An 18,572-nucleotide genomic window follows, 5' to 3' on the forward strand; every position below is an offset into this window, starting at 1 on the left:
CAGAATGCTCCCGAAAGGCTGGATATTCCAGCTTCTGGTGCCCTCTCAACTGAATTCTGTGAGCAGCCTTACTGGTAGCAGCGCTATTTTCGCCGACAAAAAAATTCTGATCGGGTATCCCGCGGTCGGGAGTGTCAGCCAAGGAAAGTCACAGGTTTCCGATCAGGGTCCACGTCGTCACCGCTGTTACCCTTTTCCCGTCATGAGTGTTGTGCCGAGCGGTGAGATCAAGGCACTGTCCGGCCTGCGCATCGTCGCCGCAGTGTGGGTGGTGCTGTTCCACTTTCGTCCGCTGCTGCAGCAGGCATCACCGCCCTTGAGCGAGGCCCTCGCCCCGATTCTCGACTGCGGCGCCCAGGGCGTGGACCTGTTCTTCATCCTCAGCGGTTTCGTCCTGACCTGGAATTACCTCGAGCGCATGGGTCCCGCCTGGTCGACCCGCGCGACGCTGCATTTCCTCTGGTTGCGCCTGGCCCGGGTCTGGCCCGTCTACCTGGTCACCATGCACCTCGCGGTCGCCTGGATCATCTTCACCCTGAACGTCGGTGATTTCCCGTCGCAGGCGGCGGCCACCCTCACCGGCCCCAACTACCTGCGCCAGCTGTTCCTGGTCCAGCTGTGGGTGGTGCCGTTCTTCGACAACTCCAGCTGGGACGGCCCGGCCTGGTCGATCAGCGCGGAATGGCTGGCCTACCTGTTGTTCGGGCTGCTCGTCATCGTGTTGTTCCGGGTCGCTCGGGCCAGCAGGGCGCGCGCCCTGCTGTGGCTGGCGTTCGCCGCGACGCTGCCGCCGATACTCTTCCTGGCCGCGACAGGCGAGTTCTACACGCCCTGGAGTTGGCTGCCGCGCATCGTCCTGCAGTTCACGGCAGGCGCCCTGGCGTGCGCCGCCGTGCGCAAGCTGAACTTGAGCGATCGCGGCCGGACCGTTGCCGGCGTGCTGTCGGTGGTGCTGCTGGCTCTGATCGTGGGCCTCGTGTACTGGTTCGACGCGCATCCGATCCCGACGATCCGGGACGACTTCGGCCTCGTCGACATCTTCTTCCTGCCGCTGGTGGTGGCCTTGTCGGTCGGCACCGGAACCCTGCCCGCGCTGCTGTCGACCCGGGTCATGGTCTACGGCGGCAAGGTGTCGTTCAGCCTGTACATGGTCCACGAGCTGGTGCACCAGAGCTGGAACTGGGCCGCTGCCCAGTACCGCATCGATATGACTGCGAGCTGGGGGACCAAGTTCATCGTGCTGGCGCTGCTGGCTGGTTCCTTCGCCGGCGCGGTGGTGCTGTTCCACTACGTCGAAGAACCGGCGCGGCACTGGATGCGCCGCATGGTCGGCCCGGCGGACGGCTCGAAAGCTGTTGCAGGACAACGTAAACTGCAGGCGATATCTGACGACGACGTCGAGCGCGCCGAACGGGCGGGCTGACCGGAAACGTCGTACCACCGATTGAATCATGGGAGAGCAGTGCGTCATCTGACCGCTTTGTTGCTGGCAGCTGTGCTGTGCGTGGTGTCCGTGGTGAGCGCACCCGGGTCGGCGCACGCATACCCGAACGTGCGCCCGGGGACGCCGCCCGACCGCGTCGCGGTGATCAGTGACTCGTACACCAACGGCACCAATTTCGGGGGCCAGGGTCCGCGGAGCTGGCCGGCGCAAGCGGACCGGAACCTGGATGCGTGGGGGGTGCCGATCATCGCCGACGTCGCGGCCGAAGGCCGGGCCGGGTACGTGGTGCGCGGCGACCACGGCAGCATCTTCCGGGATCTGACGGCGCGTGCGGTGCGGCCGGACGACGCCCTCGTGGTGTTCTTCGGCTCCCGCAACGACCAGGGTGCCGACCTCATGCAGCTGTCGGGGATGGCGCACGACGCGTTCATGCAGGCGCGGGCGACGGCGCCCGGTGCCAAGCTGCTGGTGATCGGGCCGCCGTGGCCCACGGCCGACGTGCCGCCCGCGGTGCTGCAGATTCGGGACGTGCTGGGGATGCAGGCCGGGATGGCCGGCGCCACGTTCATCGACCCGATCGCCGAGCGCTGGTTCGTCGACCGTCCCGATCTGATCGCGCCCGACGGCGTCCACCCGACCGACGCCGGACACGATTACCTGGCGGGCCTCATCGCGCCGCGGATCAGAGCCGAACTGCCTATTCGTTGATCGGCAGGTCGTCCCGCACGTCGTAGCGGACGTCGTTGCCGCCGTCCTCGCGGGCATGTTCCATGGCTCCCGCCGCGGCGGCCAGCAACGCGTCGATGACGATCTCGGGCGGGTGAACCGTCAACGGGGCCAGTGGCGTGACCACCACGCCGATGCTCGCGGTCACCCGTGATGGCGTGGACTTCATGGCGCCCTGGACGCGGTCGATCAGTGGCGACGCGTCAGGGGTGGTGAACGTGTCCGCGACGATGAAGTCGCTGTCGGAGATGTGCGCGGCGATCGCGTTGCGGCGCACCGTCTCCCGCAACGCCTGGCTGACGTCGATGCGGGCCCGGTTGGCGCGCCGGGGTCCGGACATCGACGACAGCAGCGGGAAGCTGTCGATGCTGACGACGGCCAGCACCATGTGGCGGTCGTCCTGCCGGTTGCGGGCCGCGAGCAGATTGGCGGCGCGCGAGTACAAGCCGTCGGTGTTCAGCAGACCGGTCAGCGGTTCGATCTCGCTGTGGTGGATGTCCGTTGAGCTGAGCCCGATCGCCACGCGGCAGGTGAAGAACACGAAGACGTTGAGCAGCGCGATGATCAAGACGGCGCAGACCGCCAGTGCGGGATCATCCGATCCGATCTGCACCGCCAGGTAGCCCGCGGTGAGTCCGCCGAGCGTCCACGGACCGGCCAGCACGCTCGGCCGGTGTAGGAAGGCCACGTATCCGCTGGAGAAGATGAACGCGGTGGTCGCGAGGAGTCCGAGCATCGGATCCGACATGATCAGGCAGGCCGCGCTCATCGGAATGGCGCCGAGGGACACCGATACCGCCGAGAACCGCTGAGATGGCCAGGCATGCCGGAGCCAGACGGCGCCGACGCCGATCGCGAAGACCCCGATCGCAATGGCGATCGCCTGGCGCACCGGGCCGTGCGGTCCGGCCGGACTGAGCATCAACAGCACGGGAACCACACCGAGCAGCGCGTTGAGCGCGGCGATCACCCGGCAGGTTCGGGTCTGCAGGCCGCTGGCGGCGAGCAGTGAGGTGAGCCAGTAATAGTGATTCTGTCCGGCAGCGGTCATGCGGGTACCCGACGGTCTCCCACTGCAGCCGACCGGCGAACCGGGAGGCGTGTCACGCTCCGTTGCATATGCAGCAGATTAACAACCGCGTGACCTGGTATTGGCGGTCGTCGGCAAACTCTGCGCAGACGCTCAGCCTGAGGCTCGGCATCCGTCGGCGAATTGGCACGCCGGTTTCGCCGGTTCGGGTGATTTTCCTGCGGGCGCGCAGCACGTCGCCTAAAGTGTCTGCGGAACAACGGCTTTGACCTCTGCGGATGACGGTCGCCGTGGGGCACCCGCCCGATGTGGCGTGACACAAATCACTCGCAAGTCTTGACTCAGTCCAAAAAAGCGCGTAGAAGTGAACACGTGACGACCGACTACACGGAGCAGCTGCGTTCCGCAGATCTCCGTGTGACACGGCCCCGCCTCGCAGTGCTGGAGGTGGTGTCCGGCCGGCCGCACGCCGATACGGAAAGCGTCTTCGACGCGGTCCGCGCAATCCTGCCCGACGTCTCCCGCCAAGCGGTCTACGACGTGTTGGCTGCCCTCACCACCGCCGGGCTGATCCGCCGCATTCAGCCCTCAGGTTCAGTGGCTCGATACGAAACCAGGGTGGGGGACAACCACCACCACGTCGTGTGTCGTTCCTGCGGCGCCATCGCCGACATCGACTGTGCCACCGGGGAAGCGCCCTGCCTGACCCCGTCAGACGGTCTCGGTGTGCTCGACGGTTTCGTCGTCGACGAGGCCGAAGTCATCTACTGGGGCGTGTGTCCCGACTGCGCGGCGGCAACAACTTCACGATCACATCCGTGATCGCAGCCCAATTTCACCACCCGCGAAAGGAAGTGCAGTGCCTGAGGAAACTCACCCTCCGATCGGAGAAGCACAGACCGAGCCCGCCGAAGGCGGTTGCCCGATGCGCATCAAGCCGCCTGTCGAGGGAGGCAGCAACCGCGACTGGTGGCCCAACGCCGTCAACCTGAAGATTTTGCAGAAGAACCCGCCGGCGATCGACCCGACGGACGAGGGATACGACTACCGCGAGGCCGTCAAGACCCTCGACTTCGACGCCTTCGAGCGTGATTTCGACGCTTTGCTGACCGATTCACAGGACTGGTGGCCCGCCGACTTCGGCCACTACGGTCCGCTGTTCGTCCGGATGTCGTGGCACGCCGCCGGCACCTACCGCGTCGAGGACGGTCGGGGTGGTGGCGGTCGCGGCATGCAGCGCTTCGCCCCGCTGAACAGCTGGCCCGACAATGTCAGCCTCGACAAGGCCCGTCGTCTGCTGTGGCCGCTGAAGAAGAAGTACGGCAAGAAGATCTCCTGGTCGGACCTGATCGTCTACGCCGGCAACCGCGCCATGGAGCACATGGGCTTCAAGACCGCCGGATTCGCCTTCGGTCGCCCGGACTTCTGGGAGCCCGAGGAGGACATCTACTGGGGTTCGGAGCACGAGTGGCTCGGCTCGCAGGACCGCTACGCCGGCACCGACCGCACCAAGCTGGAGAACCCGCTGGCCGCCAGCCACATGGGTCTGATCTACGTCAATCCCGAAGGCCCCGAAGGCAATCCGGACTACCTGGCCGCTGCCATCGACATCCGCGAGACCTTCGGCCGCATGGCGATGAACGACGTCGAGACCGCCGCCCTGATCGTCGGTGGCCACACCTTCGGTAAGACCCACGGCGCCACCGACATCGAGAACGGCCCCGAGCCCGAGGCCGCCTCGCTGGAGCAGATGGGCCTCGGTTGGGCCAACCCCGGCCTCGGCAACGAGACCGTCAGCAGCGGCATCGAGGTCACCTGGACCCACACGCCGACCAAGTGGGACAACTCGTTCCTGGAGATCCTCTACGGCAACGAGTGGGAGCTGACCAAGAGCCCCGCCGGCGCCAACCAGTGGAAGCCCAAGGATGGTGGCTGGGCCAACTCGGTGCCGATGGCGCAGGGGGCCGGCAAGACCCACCCGTCGATGCTCACCACCGACCTGTCGATGCGGTTCGACCCGATCTACGGCGAGATCACCAAGCGCTGGCTGGCTCACCCCGAGGAACTGGCCGAGGAATACGCCAAGGCGTGGTTCAAGCTGCTGCATCGCGATATGGGTCCGGTGGTGCGCTACCTCGGCCCGCTGGTACCGAAGCAGACGTGGCTGTGGCAGGACGTCGTTCCGGCCGGAAAGTCGCTGTCCGAAGCCGACGTCGCCACGCTCAAGACCGCCATCGCCGAGTCTGGCCTGTCGGTACAGCAGCTGGTCAACACCGCGTGGAAGGCAGCGGCCTCGTTCCGCTCCAGCGACATGCGTGGTGGCGCCAACGGCGGCCGCATCCGGCTGCAGCCGCAGCTCGGCTGGGAGGTCAACGAGCCCGACGAGCTGGCACCGGTGATCCGCAAGCTCGAGGAAATCCAGCAGGCGTCGTCGACCGGTGTGTCGTTCGCCGACCTGGTGGTTCTCGGCGGCGTCGTCGGCCTCGAAAAGGCCATCAAGGCAGCCGGTTTGGACGTCGCGGTGCCGTTCACCTCAGGTCGTGGCGATGCCAGCCAGGACCAGACCGACGTCGAGTCGTTCGCCTACCTGGAGCCCAAGGGCGACGGTTTCCGGAACTTCGTCGGCAAGGGCGACACCCTGCCGTCCGAGTACCGGCTGATCGACCGCGCCAACCTGCTGGGCCTGTCGGGTCCCGAGCTGGCCGTGCTGATCGGTGGCCTGCGCGTGCTGGGCGCCAACCACGGCGGTTCGGACCTCGGCGTGTTGACGCAGAACGTCGGTCACCTGACCAACGACTACTTCGTGAACCTGACCGACATGTCCACCAAGTGGGCGCCGTCGCCGGCCGATGACGGCACCTACGTCGGCACCGACCGCACCAGCGGTGCGCCGAAGTGGACCGCCAGCCGGGTCGACCTGCTGTTCGGCTCGAACTCGCAACTGCGGGCACTGGCCGAGGTCTACGCCGAGGACGACGCCAAGGAGAAGTTCGTCAAGGACTTCGTCGCGGCCTGGGCGAAGGTGATGGACGCCGACCGGTTCGACATCTGACCGGCGTAGCAACCTGATTCGGTACCCCGTGAGCCATCGGGCTCACGGGGTGCTGCTCGTTGATACGTTGAGGGCGTGGGACGAACGATTTACGTTGTCACCCATCCGGAAGCCACCCACCACGTCGACGGCTTGGTCGGCGGGTGGTACGACTCTGACTTGACCCCGGCAGGATTGCGCGACGCACGCACTGTCGCCGAGACGTTGGACGCCCTGATTCCTGATGGCTCCGGCGTCACGGTGGTGACATCGGACTCCCTGCGCGCGCGGCGCACCGCCGAGGTGATCGCTGAAGTTGTTGGATCGGTGGCGGTTCCGGATCGAAGGCTGCGGGAGAAGTCGTACGGCGACGCAGAAGGTCGCCCACAGAGCTGGCTCGACGAACGCTTCATTGCGCCACCCGCCACTGGTGACCGACTGTCACATGACGAAGGGATACCTGGAGCGGAAACCAAGGGCGACTTCGCGGCTCGGATCTACGCCGCGATGGACGCGATCTGCGCGGACCCGGCCCGACATCAGGTAGTCGTCACTCATGGGTTCGCCCTGACCTTTGTGGTCGCCGCGTGGATCGGCATGCCTGTCGCCGCGCTCGGTCACGTCAACTTCCTGGCCAAGCCCGGGGGAATCACCACCCTGCGCGAGGACGAGTACTTCCGTAACCGGCAAGTGGTAGCCCTCTCCGACACCGGGCACCTCGGCTCGGCGTAAGGGGGCGCAAGTTCGGTGATCGCGCAAGGCCACTCCGGGTGTCGCGGTACTGTGCTTTTGTGCTCATCGATGAACTGCGCTGGTTCGTCGTCCTGGCTGAGACCGAGCACGTCACCGACGCCGCCGCGGAATTGGGCGTCACTCAACCGACGCTGTCACGGGCTCTGGCCCGGCTGGAAAGTCAGGTCGGCACACCGCTTTTCGACCGCACAGGCCGACGGCTCCGGCTGAACGCGTACGGCCAGATCATGCTCGAACACGCGCGCCGCGGCCTCGCCGAAATGGATGCGGCGCGCAGCCGGATCGCCGCATTACTGGATCCGGACAGCGGCTTGGTGCGGTTGGCTTTTCTGCATTCGACCGCGAATTGGTTTGTGCCGGAGGTGCTTCGGCAGTTCCGGGCGCTGGCTCCCGCGGTGCGCTTCGAGCTGTTCCAGGGCGCGGCGCACGACATCGCGGAGCGGCTGCGCACCGGGCAGGCCGACGTCGCGATCACGTCGCCGCGGCCGGTGCAGGTGCCGTGCAGCTGGCGGGTGCTGTATGTCGAACGGTTGTGCCTGGCGGTGCCCGCCGAGCATCGGTTGGTCGGGCGGGCCAGGGTGCGCTTGAGCGAGGTGGCTGACGAGACCTTCATCGCGCTCGGGGCGGAATTCGGGCTGCGCCAGCTGACCGATCAGGTGTGGGCCGAGAGCGGCATCACGCCCGAGATCGCGTTCGAGGCCATGGAGATCCCGACGATGGAGGGATTGGTAGCGGCCGGGTTCGGCGTGGCAGTCGTACCAGTGCCGCGGGCCGGCCGCGGCGATCCCTCGGTGACCTACGTCCCATTGTCCGACACCCGGGTCAAGCGGGAGATCGGCATGGCGTGGGTCAAGGGTCGCGAATTGTCACCCGCCGCAACACGATTCGCGGAGTTCGTGAGTACTACAGCTGATCATGCGTAGAATGCATGAATCGACCTGGATTAATGTATTGGACACATGACCGGCCGGCTTCCTAGCCTGCATTCGTGACTGTTCAAGCGCCTGTCTGGACCGGCCACGTGCGTGGGTCCACCGACTATCGCAGGCTGCTCGGAGCGTTGTTCTGCGCGGGCGTCGCGACCTTCGCGCAGCTGTACTCGCCGCAGGCCGTGCTGCCGCTGATTGCCCGCAGCCTGAATACCGGTGCGGCTGCGTCGGCGCTCATGGTGTCGGCGTCCACCATCGGGCTGGCGGTCGGGGTGATCGGCTGGTCGACACTGGCCGACCGTATCGGTCGGGTCCGGGCGATGTCCTACTCGGTCTGTGTCGCAACAGGTTTGGCACTGTTGGTGCCGTTCGCGCCGACGTTCCAGCTGCTACTGGCCGGCCGCTTCGCCGAAGGCCTGGCGCTCGGGGGAGTGCCCGCCATCGCGGTGGCGTATCTGACCGAGGAGATCGAAGCCGGCCATGCCGCACGGGCCGCCGGCACCTATGTGGCCGGCACCACCATCGGCGGCCTGCTCGGCAGGCTGGTGGCCGCGCCCGTGGCCGAACTCACCGACTGGCGGTGGGCCATGTTCGTCGTCGGATTGCTCTGCAGCGCAGCGGCTATCGGCTTCATGAGATTGGCCCCCGAACCTCAGGGGTTCGTGCCGGCCGCGGAGGAAACCGAAGGTTCGCTGGCGCACCGCCTGGCCGCCAACCTGCGAAACCCCAGGCAACTGGTGCTCTACCTGCAGGGCTTCCTGCTCATGGGTGGGTTCGTGGCGATGTACAACTTCCTCGGCTTCCGGCTCAGCGCGGCGCCGTTCGGCTTGCCGCAGACCGTCGTCAGCCTGGTGTTCGTGGCCTATCTGGCAGGCACCTGGGCATCGGCGTGGGCCGGGGCCGCAGCCAGTCGCTACGGCCGGCGTCCGGTACTGCTGGGCAGTGTCGTGGTGATGGGTATCGGCGTGGTGATCACGCTGAGCCACAACGTGATCACGGTCCTCGCCGGGCTCCTGGTCGCCACCGCGGGATTCTTCGGCGCCCATGCCACCGCATCGGGCTGGACCGGCCAGCTGGCCACGGTCGGCAAGGCGCAGGCGGGCTCGCTGTACAACTTGGCGTACTACGCCGGCTCGAGTGTCATCGGATGGCTCGGCGGCATCGCGTTCGACGCGGCCGGGTGGTCGGCGGTGGCCGCCGTCATCGTGCTGCTCGAGGTGGTCGCAGGGCTGGCGGCCGCTGTGGTGCTGCGGGACTGAGCGCTAGTTCGCCCGCTGCTGGATTCGCTCCTTGAGCACGTCCGGCAACGCATCGGCCGGCAGCAGGCTCGGCAGCAGCTCTGGTTCGAGGGTCAGGGCGCGAAACACCAGCGCGACGGTGACGTCATGCGCCGGGCGGGACACCACCTCGATCGAGGCTCCGGCGCGCAGCGTTCCAGGCGTCACCACGCGGAGGTAGGCTCCGGGCACCGCCTGTGTGGTGAAAGTCTTGACCCAACCGCCGATTTCGAGCCAGGCGGCGAAGGTGCGGCAGGGGATGCGTGGCCGGCTGACTTCCAACAGGGGGCCGCCGTTGCCGATCTGCCAGCGCTCGCCGATGCGGGCGTCGTTCACCGCAAGCCCGGCGGTGGTGAGGTTCTCGCCGAACGAACCGTTGGTCAGCGGACGGTCGAGGCGTGCCTGCCACTCGTCGAGGTCTTCGCGCGCGTAGGCGTACACCGCCTGGTCGTCACCGCCGTGGAACTGCTGGTCGCCGATGGTGTCGCCGACCAGGCCACTGCCGAGGCCGCCGTGCATGGGTCCGGGCGCACGCACCGCCACCGGCTCGGACGTCGGGCGCTTGTCGATGCCGGTGGTCAACTGCTCCTTGTCGGGGTTCGGCTGTGGGACTGCCAGATTCACCGTCAGGATCGCTGCCATGCGACAAGCCTAGAGGGGCCGCGGCGTCGGTTCGCGGAAGCAAGTGGCACGGGTCACCCGCAGCCCCGAGATTTGTTGGCCCTGATCACCATTCGATCACATTTTCGATAAAGATCGCGCGCTGACCTGCATTTATGTGGGATAAGGCGCGCGTGTGGGGTAAAAGTGACGGTAGTGAAATTTGTGGAGAGAGGGACCACCGGGGACGCGAGCCCTGCGTAGACCACGCAGCGTCGTGCGTCTCGGTGGCGCACGAAGAGAGGTGGCCGAAATGCGACGGATGATTGTGATGGTGGCGAGCGCAGCACTGCTGGCGACGCCTATGGCGGTGGCGGCCCCGCTGGTATCGGCGCCCCTCGCATCGGCCGACTCGACCTGGACCGGCGGTACCCACCGGCAGGCCATCGACTTCGTCATCCAGCGCGCGGTGTCGCAGCGTGGGGTGCCGTTCGTCTACGGCGGCGGCAACGCCAACGGACCCAGCCTGCCCCCGGCCAATGTCACGACCGCGGCTGCCCCGGTGGCCCAGCCTGCGCCTCAGGTCGGCCTGCAACCGATGGGTGTCACGCAGCCCGCGGCCGCGCCTCAGTCCACCCCCGTCATCCCGGGCCTGTCGGGTCTGTTCGGCCCGACGCCGTCGGCGAGCGCCGTCACGCCGGTGCCGACCACGCCGGGCTTCGATGCTTCCGGCCTGGTCCAGTACGCGTTCGCCGGGGTCGGCATCAAGCTGCCGCGGTCGTCGGGCGAGCAGTACAAGGTCGGCCGCAAGATCACCGCGGACCAGGCGCTGCCGGGCGACCTGTTGTTCTACGGACCGGCCGGCTCGCAGAGCGTCGCGCTGTTCGTCGGCAACGGCCAGATGATCGAGGGCACCGAGCCCTCCGTGTCGGTGACCCAGGTGCGTACCAACGGCATGGACCCGTACCTGAGCCGCATCATCGAGTGGCAGTAGCAATTAGCCGGCTAGTGCCTCGGATCCCAGTCACCTGCTGACTGCGATCCGGGGCGCAAGTGAATCGAGTCAGGCGGCGAGATCTACGGCGTCGTAGTCACATCCCGACCCACACCGATGTCCGTTCGCCGCCAACCCCCGCTGCCGCAGGATCTGAGCGATCTTCGCTGCGGTCTCACACGGCCGGTCGAATACTTGCTGGTAGCTGAGTCGGATCGTCGACCGGCCGTCGACCGCGGCATCCAGATCACGCTCGAAGTCGTTGTTCCGGCCGGCTGCCGAATCATGAAACAGCCGGCCGTCGAGCTCCACGATCAACCGCTGTCCATATTCGACGTCGCGGTAGCGCACGCGCGACGACGAGGAAGACCTCGCCTGCCGAGTGGCTCGGGGCAGACCGTGTGCCCGCTCCACGCGATTCAGGTAACGGTGTTCAAGGACCGAACACGTCCCCTCGGCGATGTCGAGCAGGAGCGCCCGGAGCCAACGTCGCCGAGGTACCCGCAGACGACCGTCGAGCACGCCCAGCAGGCGCTTTGCGGTGGTGCGCCGGGACTGGCAGGCGTCGGCCAAGATCGCGATGGCCGCGAATTCCGTGGACTGGCATGCCACATCAAGGGCTGCCTCCTCGTAGCGCACCCGAGGCGGTCCAACGTTCCACAGCACTCGCCGATCAAAATGCGCCAGATGATGGATTCGCACGCTATCTGGCTCGATCAGTGCGGTCCGGTTGCGGTCGACCGCGACATGCACCAGTGGACCTTCGCGAGACATGGCTGATTCCAGGCACAGAGCGGCCGGCGCGGCGTAAAGGACTGCGGCCCAGGCGCGTTGCTGCCAACTGGGTGATCCAGTGTGGTTGACGTACACGCCGTCGTGGATGCGCGCCCATTCATTTCGTCTGAGCATCCGGCGTATGTAGGGGTCGTGCTGACCGGCAGCGAGGACCTGTCGCCGCGAGATGACACCCGCCTGTCGGTCCAGCACCTCGGCGATCTCCGTGTCGGCAGCCCGGTCCCCGTCGTCCACATCGTCGATCTTCGCCGCAGCGCGGGCGTGTCCACCAGATCCTCGGTCCGGCACCTGTGGATAACTGTCTACGCCTCGGATCCCAGTCACCTGCTGACTGCGATCCGAGGCGCAGACGCTGCAGCGGCACCCCCACGCTGCGAACGTGACGTGGTCTTGACAGACTGTCGGGTATGGCACAGATAACCCTGCGTGGAAACCCCTTCAACACCGTCGGCGACCTGCCCGCTGTCGGGTCCGCGGCTCCGGCTTTCGCCCTGACCGGTGTCGACCTCGGTGCGGTCACCAACGAGCAGTTCAGCGGTAAGCCCGTGGTGCTCAACATCTTTCCGTCGATCGACACCCCGGTGTGTGCCACCAGCGTGCGGACCTTCAACGAGCGCGCGGCGGCCGACGGTGCCACCGTGGTGAACGTGTCCAAGGACCTGCCCTTCGCGCAGAAGCGCTTCTGCGGTGCCGAGGGCATCGAGAACGTCATCACCGCGTCGGCGTTCCGCGACAGCTTCGGCCAGGACTACGGCATCGTGCTGGCAGACGGCCCCATGGCCGGTCTGCTCGCCCGCGCCATCGTGGTGATCGGCGCTGACGGCAACGTGGCGTACACCGAACTGGTCCCCGAGATCGCCCAGGAACCGGACTACGACGCGGCGCTGGCCGCCGCCAAGTAACACCAGCTCTTCGACGGACGGGGCACGTGCCAGGGGCATGTGCCCCGTCCGCGTTTTTGCATCGGGCATGATGACCTGGTGCAGCTGCGATCACCGATACCGGCCTTGTCGTTGCGGGCCATCGTCGTTGTCGCCGCGTTGTCGGTGGTCGCGACGGTGCTGATCATCGGTACCTGGGTGTGGATCGGTGTCACCAAGGACCAGTACAGCCAGCTCGACCGCCGGCTGGACTCCCTCAGCAGCTTGCCGGACGTCAACACCCTGCTGAGCATCGCCAAGCAAAGCCCCACGGGGACGCCCCAGTCGGAGGGTTCCCTCGTGCGCACCGTCCGTATCGGTGCCGCCACGGTCTCGATGCCCGAGGACATCGTGCTGCCGCAGTTCGAGAACGGATACGCGAACACGACGATCAACGGTGTCGAGTACCGGGTCCGCACCGTCAGCACAGGGTCGGCGTCGATCGCGCTCGGGGCACCGCTGTCGGAGGCGCAGCGTCAGATCCGCACACTGCACATTCGGATCCTGGCCATCTGTAGCGGGGTCATCGTCGGCACGTTCCTGGTCGGCGGCTCGATGTGGTTCGTGATGATCAATCCGTTCCGCAAGCTCGCCCAGCAGGCCCGGCAGATCAACTCGCAATCGAAACCTGAAGAGGTCCACGTGCGCGGCGTCTCGGAAGCCGTGGAGATCGCGGAGGCCGTCGAAGGCATGCTGGCCCGCATCGGCGAAGAGCAGGCCCGTACCAAGGCCGCGCTCGAGTCGGCCCGCGACTTCGCGTCGGTGGCCTCGCACGAACTGCGCACCCCGCTGACGGCGATGCGCACCAACCTCGAAGTGCTGTCCACGCTCGATTTGGGCGCGGACCAACGCAACGAGGTGATCGGTGATGTCATGCGCACACAGAGCCGCATCGAGGCGACCCTCACGGCACTGGAGCGGCTGGCACAGGGCGAGCTGACCACCGCCGACGATCTGGTCCCCGTCGACATCACCGAGCTGCTCGACCGGGCGGCCCACGACGCGGTGCGGGTGTACCCCGACCTGAACGTCTCGCTCGTGCCGTCCGCGACGGTGCTGATGCTGGGGCTGCCCGTCGGGCTCCGGTTGGTCGTGGACAACGCGATCAACAACGCGGTCCGGCATGGCGGCGCGACACGCGTGCAGTTGTCGGCGGTCAGCTCGCACGACGGCGTGCAGATCGCCATCGACGACAATGGCACAGGTGTACCGGAACACGAACGCGATGCAGTGTTCCACCGCTTTGCCCGGGGGTCGACGGCCTCGCACACAGGTTCCGGTCTCGGCTTGGCATTGGTTGCTCAGCAGGCCGAACTGCACGGTGGCACAGCGTCTTTGACGCAGAGTCCGCTCGGCGGCGCCCGGCTGCTGCTGGAACTACCCGCGCCGCATCCCGAATCCGACTGAGTCAGATGCAGGCGGCGAAGATGCAGAATCCGCCGTCAGGTTCCCAGCCGCCGTTCCAGGTGCCCGGCGGGTTCCAGCCCCATGCCGGAGGCGGGGGCGGACCCCAGCCGGGTCCTGGGCCGTTCCAATCGTGGCCGTGACCCCAGCGGGCCGGGACCGGGGTCATCCCGGTATCGGCGCTGGCAGTGCCGACGCCCAATCCCGCTGCGGCGGCGGTGAGTCCGCCGGCCACGACCAGTCCTGCAATGAGCTTTATCGATTTCATGACTACTCCATTCCTCGACTCAATCGATTGCCACAACAACGTTGCGGTTCTCGCTGTTTCTCGGTCTGTAGCCATTGTCGTTAGCCAAGCTATGTATGGCCTGTGCAGGCCTTAGGCGACGGCTTTCGGTTTTCCGGTGGTAGCGGTCGGGGCGGTGACCCCGGTAGAGGTCACCGCCCCGACCGAGCTCTTCGGCTAGATGCAGGCGCCGAACAGGCACACACCGCCATCGGGCTCCCAGCCACCGTTCCAGGTGCCCGGCGGGTTCCCATCAGGTGGGGGCGGCGGGCCCCACGCGGGCGGCGGCGGGCCCCAGTTTCGATCCCGGTCCGGCGGACCCCAGTGGTGGTCCGGAGGGGGCGGTCCCCAACCGGGGCCGGGTGGTGGCGGTGGCGGGCCCCAGTCAGAAGGCAGCGGGCTGTTGCCGATGTGCGCGTCGGCACTGGCGACTCCGGTACCCGACACGAGTGCGCCGGCCGCCAGGCTGCCGGCGATCGCCAGGCCGGCAATCAGTTTCGGTGATTTCATTGTCAATCGTCTCCGTTCTCGGAGCTGGACAGAAGGGCATCGATCTCCGGTCTGATCATGGAACGCCGTCAGGTTGTGGATCAGCTGTGCCTGACGTATGTGGTGGGTCTCGATTTGGTGCGCGATCGCCGACCTGGACTCGCGGATGAACCTGGCCCTCATGGCGCTCCATACAATTGGCCGATGGCTGCCAATCCTCGGTTCCCTCGAGTCGGAACTGTGCAATGCTGATCGGTGTCATCGCAGCGCTGGTCGCCTGCTTCAGCTACGGCACTGCGTCGGTTCTGCAGTCCCACGCCGCGCGTACGGCGGTCGACGACACGACCGAAACCGGTCCGACGTTCCGCTCGACGGTGACCGCGATCCTGGCGCCGCTGTTCCTCGCCGGCATGCTGCTCGACGGACTGGGATTTCTCGGCAGTCTGGTGTCGGCGCGGCTCATCCCGCTGTTCCTGTCGCAGACCATCATGAGCGCCAACCTGGCAGTGACCGCAGTCCTGAGCGTGGTGGTCCTCAAGGCGCGCCTGCGTACGCGCGATTGGGCCGCCATCGCCATAGTCCTTGTGGCGCTGTGTGTTCTGGTATTCAGCGCCGGTGAACTCGGCACGGAGGTACCGGGCCGGCACATGCACTGGAGCGTGCTGGCCGCATCGGTGCTCGTCTTCACGTTCGGGGTGGTGCTCGTCCAAGTCCTCGGTAAGAAAGCCGCGGTGCCGGCGGGGCTGATCGCCGGGGTGCTGTACGGCGCCATGGCTGTTGCTGTCCGGATCGTCCACGGGCTCGACCCGTTTCATTGGGACGTCCTGATCTCGGACCCGGCCGCGTGGGCGGTGGTGATCGCCGGTGGCGGTGGCTTCTACCTGTTCACCGTCGCACTGCAGATCGGTTCGGTGAACGGCGTGGCGGCCGCACTTGTCATGGGAGAGACGGTGATTCCGGGAGTGGTCGGCGTTCTACTACTCGGCGATGTGGCCAAACCGGGCTACGGCTGGTTGGTGGGGGTGGCGTTCGCCACCGCGGTCGCCGGTGCGGTGGCGATCGCAATCTTCGGGGCGGCAGACGAGGAACCGGCGGTCGCCACGGCTCAGGCATGAGCGCGTGGCGACCGCGTCGGTCTAGTCCTCTTTGCGGATCAAGCGGCCCAGGGCCTCGCGGTCCGGCGCCAGCAGTTCATCGATCCGCGGCTGGTTGACGTCGGCCACGATGATCTCGCCGACCTCCTGGTACACGTTGCTGAACAAGCCGTGCGACTTCATCTTCTCGGTCTGGTAGATGTTGTCCTCGGTCGGCGTCACGTAGTAGACGATCTCGGACTTGAACCGATGGATCAGCCACACGTGGATGAGATCCATCAGGCGCTTCTGCCGCAGCTTCTCGGCGAAAGTGTTCTGGTCGCGCACCGTCAGGATGTTGCGTCCGTGCCGGTCCTTGATCGGGTCGACGACGACGTTGGCCAGCGGCTCCTCGCCGCTGCCGTAGATGCCCAGATCCAGGACGTCCGAACCGGCACGGCGGGGACGCAGCTGCACGTGCAGCTGCTCGCCGATCTGGTAGTGGTCGCTCCACATGGCCAGCCACTCCTCGAGCAGCTTCTTGGGCACCTCGGTCTGGACCAGGTGCTGGTGCTGGGTGGAACCGGCACCCATCGCCTTGGTGGTCGCGGTGCGGCCCGACGATGCTGCCAGCGCGGCGTCGCTGCGCGGGCCGCCGACGAGCGTTTGCGGTGTGCGGTAAGGAGATTCGACCAACCGCATCTTGCGTTGCAGCCGGGCCAGCGCCAGCATGCCTTCTTGCCGCAGGGACGTCGCGAACTCTTCGCACGCCACACCGTCCACCTGGTGGCCGCCGTAGGTGATGAAGTTGAAGACGAAGCCCATCTTGCCGAGTTCCTCTGGGAACGCCCGCATTTCGTCATCCGTCATGCCGGTGGTGTCCCAGTTGAACGACGGCGACAGGTTGTAGGCCATCATCTGGTCCGGGAACTCGGCGTGGATGGCCTCCGCGAATTCGCGGGCCTCAGCCAGGTCCGCGGTCTTGGTCTCCATCCACAGGATGTCCGCGAACGGTGCGGCCGCAAGCGATTTCGCGATCGCGTAGGGGATGCCGCCGCGCACCTGGCAGTAGCCCTCGGGGGTCTTGGCGAGGTCACTGTCCCACGCCACGTCCGCCCCCAGCTCGCGCGCCTTCTCCCGGGCCGCGTACAGCGACGCGCGGGCAGCGAACGTGCGCCACTCATCCGGGCTCATCGCGACGGCCTCGCCTTCCTTGGCCCGGAACTGCAGCACTTCGGCGACGGCATCGCAGTAGGTGTTGAGGCCCGAATCAGCCTGCCAGGCTTCGACGAATTTCGATTCGACCTTGTCGAACACCGAGTCGACGGACTGTCCGGAGTTCGGATCCCAGGCAGCGGCCGCGTCGTCGATGAGGGCTGCGATGCCGTGGCTGTCCAGCCAGGCCTCGGCGGTGGCGTACTGCCCCTGGGGGGGCGCGTACAGCAGGTGCCCACGCAGATCGGTGACGCCCTTGTCGTGGAACCGCCGCACCATGGCCAGGAAACACGACTTGTAGGACGGGATCTTGAGGTTGGTGGCGCCCAGCAGGAACGGCTGGTCGCGCTCATCGGCAGCGCTGTCGATGAGGTTGGCGGCCTCGGCGTCGGTGCGCGCCACGATGATTCCCGGCACACCCATCATGTCCAGCTGGAAGCGCGCGGTGTTGAGGCGCTTGAGCTGTTCGTCCGACGGGACCAGCACCTTGCCGCCCTGGTGGCCGCATTTCTTGGTGCCGGGCCGCTGATCCTCGATGTGGTAGCCCGGCACACCAGACTCGACGAAACGCCGAATCAGGTTGCGTACGTGGGCATCTCCACCATGGCCGGTGTCCGCGTCGGCGATGATGAACGGCCGGTAATCGACGGCGGGGGTGGTCGCACGTTGTTCGTCGGTCATCTGCAGGCGCAGGTACTGCTGATTGCGGTCCGCGGTCAGCAGCGCGCGCACCAGGCCGGCGGCTTCGTCGGGCACTTGGCTCAGCGGGTAGCTGGCCAGGTCGGGACCGGGATCCTCACTGATGGAGCCCTTGGCCGAGGTGGCCCAACCACCGAGGTAGATGCCTTCGATGCCGATCCGCTTCATCACCACCGCCTGGCCGGGGGAGTACGGCCCGAACGTGGTGATGCTCTTCTTCTGCGCGAACAATTCCCGCAACCGCGGATAGAACGCTTCGGCGGCCTGCCTGGCCACGGGGTAGTCGGACGGGATGGTGCCACGCTGTTCGACCACCTGACGCGCGGTGTAGAGCCGCGTGATGCCGTCGAAACGGGGGCTGTCGAAATACTCCTGCACGGCTGCGACGTTCTGCTCGAATGACGTCGCGACTGCTTCGAGGGTCATGGACTGCTCCTTGCTGAGCCTGGTTCCGATGAGCCTTCCGAGCCTATCGCCGCGGGGCGGCCGTGAATATGCGTTCAGACATTCACGTCGAACCCGAGGTTGACGTCGCAGGCCGCCCGCCCACCGCGGATGCCCCAGTTCTCGAGCGCGCTCTCGCGGAGCAGGATCGTGATGTGATCGGCCGGAATGTCGAAGGCGGCCAGGCGGCTGACGATCTCGCGGTACAGCTCCCGCTTTGCATCCACCGAGCGGCCGGCGAAACAGTCGATGGTCACCAGCGTGTACCGCTCGGGGTGTTCGAGGTTCGGGGCATGCGAAACCCGGTGCGGTTCATGGACCAGCAGCCGGACGTGCTTGTCGCCGACCGGGATCTGGAACGCGGCAACCAGCGCACTGTGGACGGCATCGATGATGGCGATCTCGTCGGGCTGGCTGTACTGACGGCGGACCTCGATCAGTGAACTCGGCATGGCCCAGATCG

At 66.7% G+C, this 18,572-nt stretch carries 18 protein-coding genes; 11 read left to right on the forward strand and 7 right to left on the reverse strand.

The genetic code is table 11. From position 1 onward, the window contains the following. The first annotated feature begins 202 nt into the window (after positions 1–202). Entirely contained in the window at positions 203–1,423 is a 1,221-nt protein-coding gene (locus ACNO8X_RS15785; protein ID WP_418001756.1) for an acyltransferase family protein, read from the forward strand. A 39-nt stretch (positions 1,424–1,462) separates the two neighbouring features. Next, complete coding sequence (locus tag ACNO8X_RS15790; protein ID WP_418001757.1) at positions 1,463–2,152, forward strand: Rv0518 family GDSL lipase; 690 nt, start codon at positions 1,463–1,465, stop codon at positions 2,150–2,152. Here ACNO8X_RS15790 and ACNO8X_RS15795 read toward each other — a convergent pair. After that, the gene (locus ACNO8X_RS15795; RefSeq protein ID WP_418001758.1) at positions 2,142–3,221 is read right to left on the reverse strand and encodes a GGDEF domain-containing protein; all 1,080 of its coding nucleotides are present in this window, start codon (positions 3,219–3,221) and stop codon (positions 2,142–2,144) included. The genes ACNO8X_RS15790 and ACNO8X_RS15795 overlap by 11 nt on opposite strands. Positions 3,222–3,572: 351 nt before the next feature. On the opposite strand from ACNO8X_RS15795, the gene ACNO8X_RS15800 reads away from it, so the two are divergent. The 5 genes from ACNO8X_RS15800 (at position 3,573) to ACNO8X_RS15820 (ending at position 9,172) form a co-directional block, all read left to right on the forward strand. Then, positions 3,573–4,022 carry a Fur family transcriptional regulator gene (locus ACNO8X_RS15800; protein ID WP_418001759.1) on the forward strand — a complete coding sequence of 150 codons (450 nt, stop codon included), beginning with the start codon at positions 3,573–3,575 and terminating at the stop codon, positions 4,020–4,022. 103 nt (positions 4,023–4,125) lie between these two features. Further along, positions 4,126–6,252 carry a catalase/peroxidase HPI gene (gene katG, locus ACNO8X_RS15805; RefSeq protein ID WP_418005922.1) on the forward strand — a complete coding sequence of 709 codons (2,127 nt, stop codon included), beginning with the start codon at positions 4,126–4,128 and terminating at the stop codon, positions 6,250–6,252. A 75-nt stretch (positions 6,253–6,327) separates the two neighbouring features. Further along, complete coding sequence (locus ACNO8X_RS15810) at positions 6,328–6,963, forward strand: histidine phosphatase family protein (protein ID WP_418001760.1); 636 nt, start codon at positions 6,328–6,330, stop codon at positions 6,961–6,963. Positions 6,964–7,022: 59 nt separating this feature from the next. Next, a complete protein-coding gene (locus ACNO8X_RS15815; protein ID WP_418001761.1) occupies positions 7,023–7,907 on the forward strand; it encodes a LysR family transcriptional regulator in 885 nt (294 codons plus the stop codon). A gap of 65 nt (positions 7,908–7,972) precedes the next feature. Then, positions 7,973–9,172, forward strand: a complete 1,200-nt coding sequence (locus ACNO8X_RS15820; protein ID WP_418001762.1) for an MFS transporter — start codon at positions 7,973–7,975, stop codon at positions 9,170–9,172. A gap of 3 nt (positions 9,173–9,175) precedes the next feature. On the opposite strand, the gene ACNO8X_RS15825 is transcribed toward ACNO8X_RS15820, so the two are convergent. After that, the gene (locus ACNO8X_RS15825) at positions 9,176–9,832 is read right to left on the reverse strand and encodes an MOSC domain-containing protein (RefSeq protein WP_418001763.1); all 657 of its coding nucleotides are present in this window, start codon (positions 9,830–9,832) and stop codon (positions 9,176–9,178) included. 271 nt (positions 9,833–10,103) lie between these two features. Between ACNO8X_RS15825 and ripD the strand changes: the two genes are divergently transcribed. Next, positions 10,104–10,784, forward strand: a complete 681-nt coding sequence (ripD, locus tag ACNO8X_RS15830) for an NlpC/P60 family peptidoglycan-binding protein RipD (RefSeq protein WP_418001764.1) — start codon at positions 10,104–10,106, stop codon at positions 10,782–10,784. 69 nt (positions 10,785–10,853) lie between these two features. Here the strand turns inward: ripD and ACNO8X_RS15835 are convergent, their stop codons facing one another. Beyond that, positions 10,854–11,903: a type IV toxin-antitoxin system AbiEi family antitoxin domain-containing protein gene (locus ACNO8X_RS15835; RefSeq protein ID WP_418001765.1), complete on the reverse strand. Its 1,050-nt coding sequence runs from the start codon at positions 11,901–11,903 to the stop codon at positions 10,854–10,856. A gap of 83 nt (positions 11,904–11,986) precedes the next feature. On the opposite strand from ACNO8X_RS15835, the gene tpx reads away from it, so the two are divergent. Both tpx and ACNO8X_RS15845 read left to right on the forward strand, forming a co-directional pair. After that, a complete protein-coding gene (tpx, locus tag ACNO8X_RS15840; protein WP_043392110.1) occupies positions 11,987–12,481 on the forward strand; it encodes a thiol peroxidase in 495 nt (164 codons plus the stop codon). Between the two features lie 78 nt (positions 12,482–12,559). After that, complete coding sequence (locus ACNO8X_RS15845; protein WP_318259765.1) at positions 12,560–13,906, forward strand: HAMP domain-containing sensor histidine kinase; 1,347 nt, start codon at positions 12,560–12,562, stop codon at positions 13,904–13,906. Between the two features lies 1 nt (position 13,907). Here the strand turns inward: ACNO8X_RS15845 and ACNO8X_RS15850 are convergent, their stop codons facing one another. Both ACNO8X_RS15850 and ACNO8X_RS15855 read right to left on the reverse strand, forming a co-directional pair. Beyond that, on the reverse strand, positions 13,908–14,171 hold the full coding sequence (locus ACNO8X_RS15850) for a hypothetical protein (protein WP_260938560.1): 264 nt from the start codon (positions 14,169–14,171) through the stop codon (positions 13,908–13,910). Positions 14,172–14,366: 195 nt separating this feature from the next. Next, positions 14,367–14,699 carry a hypothetical protein gene (locus ACNO8X_RS15855; protein WP_418001766.1) on the reverse strand — a complete coding sequence of 111 codons (333 nt, stop codon included), beginning with the start codon at positions 14,697–14,699 and terminating at the stop codon, positions 14,367–14,369. Positions 14,700–14,923: 224 nt separating this feature from the next. Here ACNO8X_RS15855 and ACNO8X_RS15860 point away from each other — a divergent pair, with 224 nt between their 5' ends. Next, positions 14,924–15,793 (forward strand): hypothetical protein, encoded by an 870-nt coding sequence (locus tag ACNO8X_RS15860; RefSeq protein ID WP_418001767.1) that lies wholly within the window; start codon positions 14,924–14,926, stop codon positions 15,791–15,793. 21 nt (positions 15,794–15,814) lie between these two features. Here ACNO8X_RS15860 and aceA read toward each other — a convergent pair whose 3' ends face one another. Both aceA and ACNO8X_RS15870 read right to left on the reverse strand, forming a co-directional pair. Beyond that, positions 15,815–18,091, reverse strand: a complete 2,277-nt coding sequence (gene aceA / locus ACNO8X_RS15865) for an isocitrate lyase ICL2 (protein ID WP_418001768.1) — start codon at positions 18,089–18,091, stop codon at positions 15,815–15,817. 74 nt (positions 18,092–18,165) lie between these two features. Next, the gene (locus ACNO8X_RS15870) at positions 18,166–18,561 is read right to left on the reverse strand and encodes a tautomerase family protein (RefSeq protein WP_418001769.1); all 396 of its coding nucleotides are present in this window, start codon (positions 18,559–18,561) and stop codon (positions 18,166–18,168) included. Between the last annotated feature and the right edge of the window lie 11 nt (positions 18,562–18,572).

The sequence above is a fragment of the Mycobacterium sp. PDNC021 genome, assembly GCF_048282635.1.
Taxonomy (GTDB): Bacteria; Actinomycetota; Actinomycetes; order Mycobacteriales; family Mycobacteriaceae; genus Mycobacterium; species Mycobacterium llatzerense.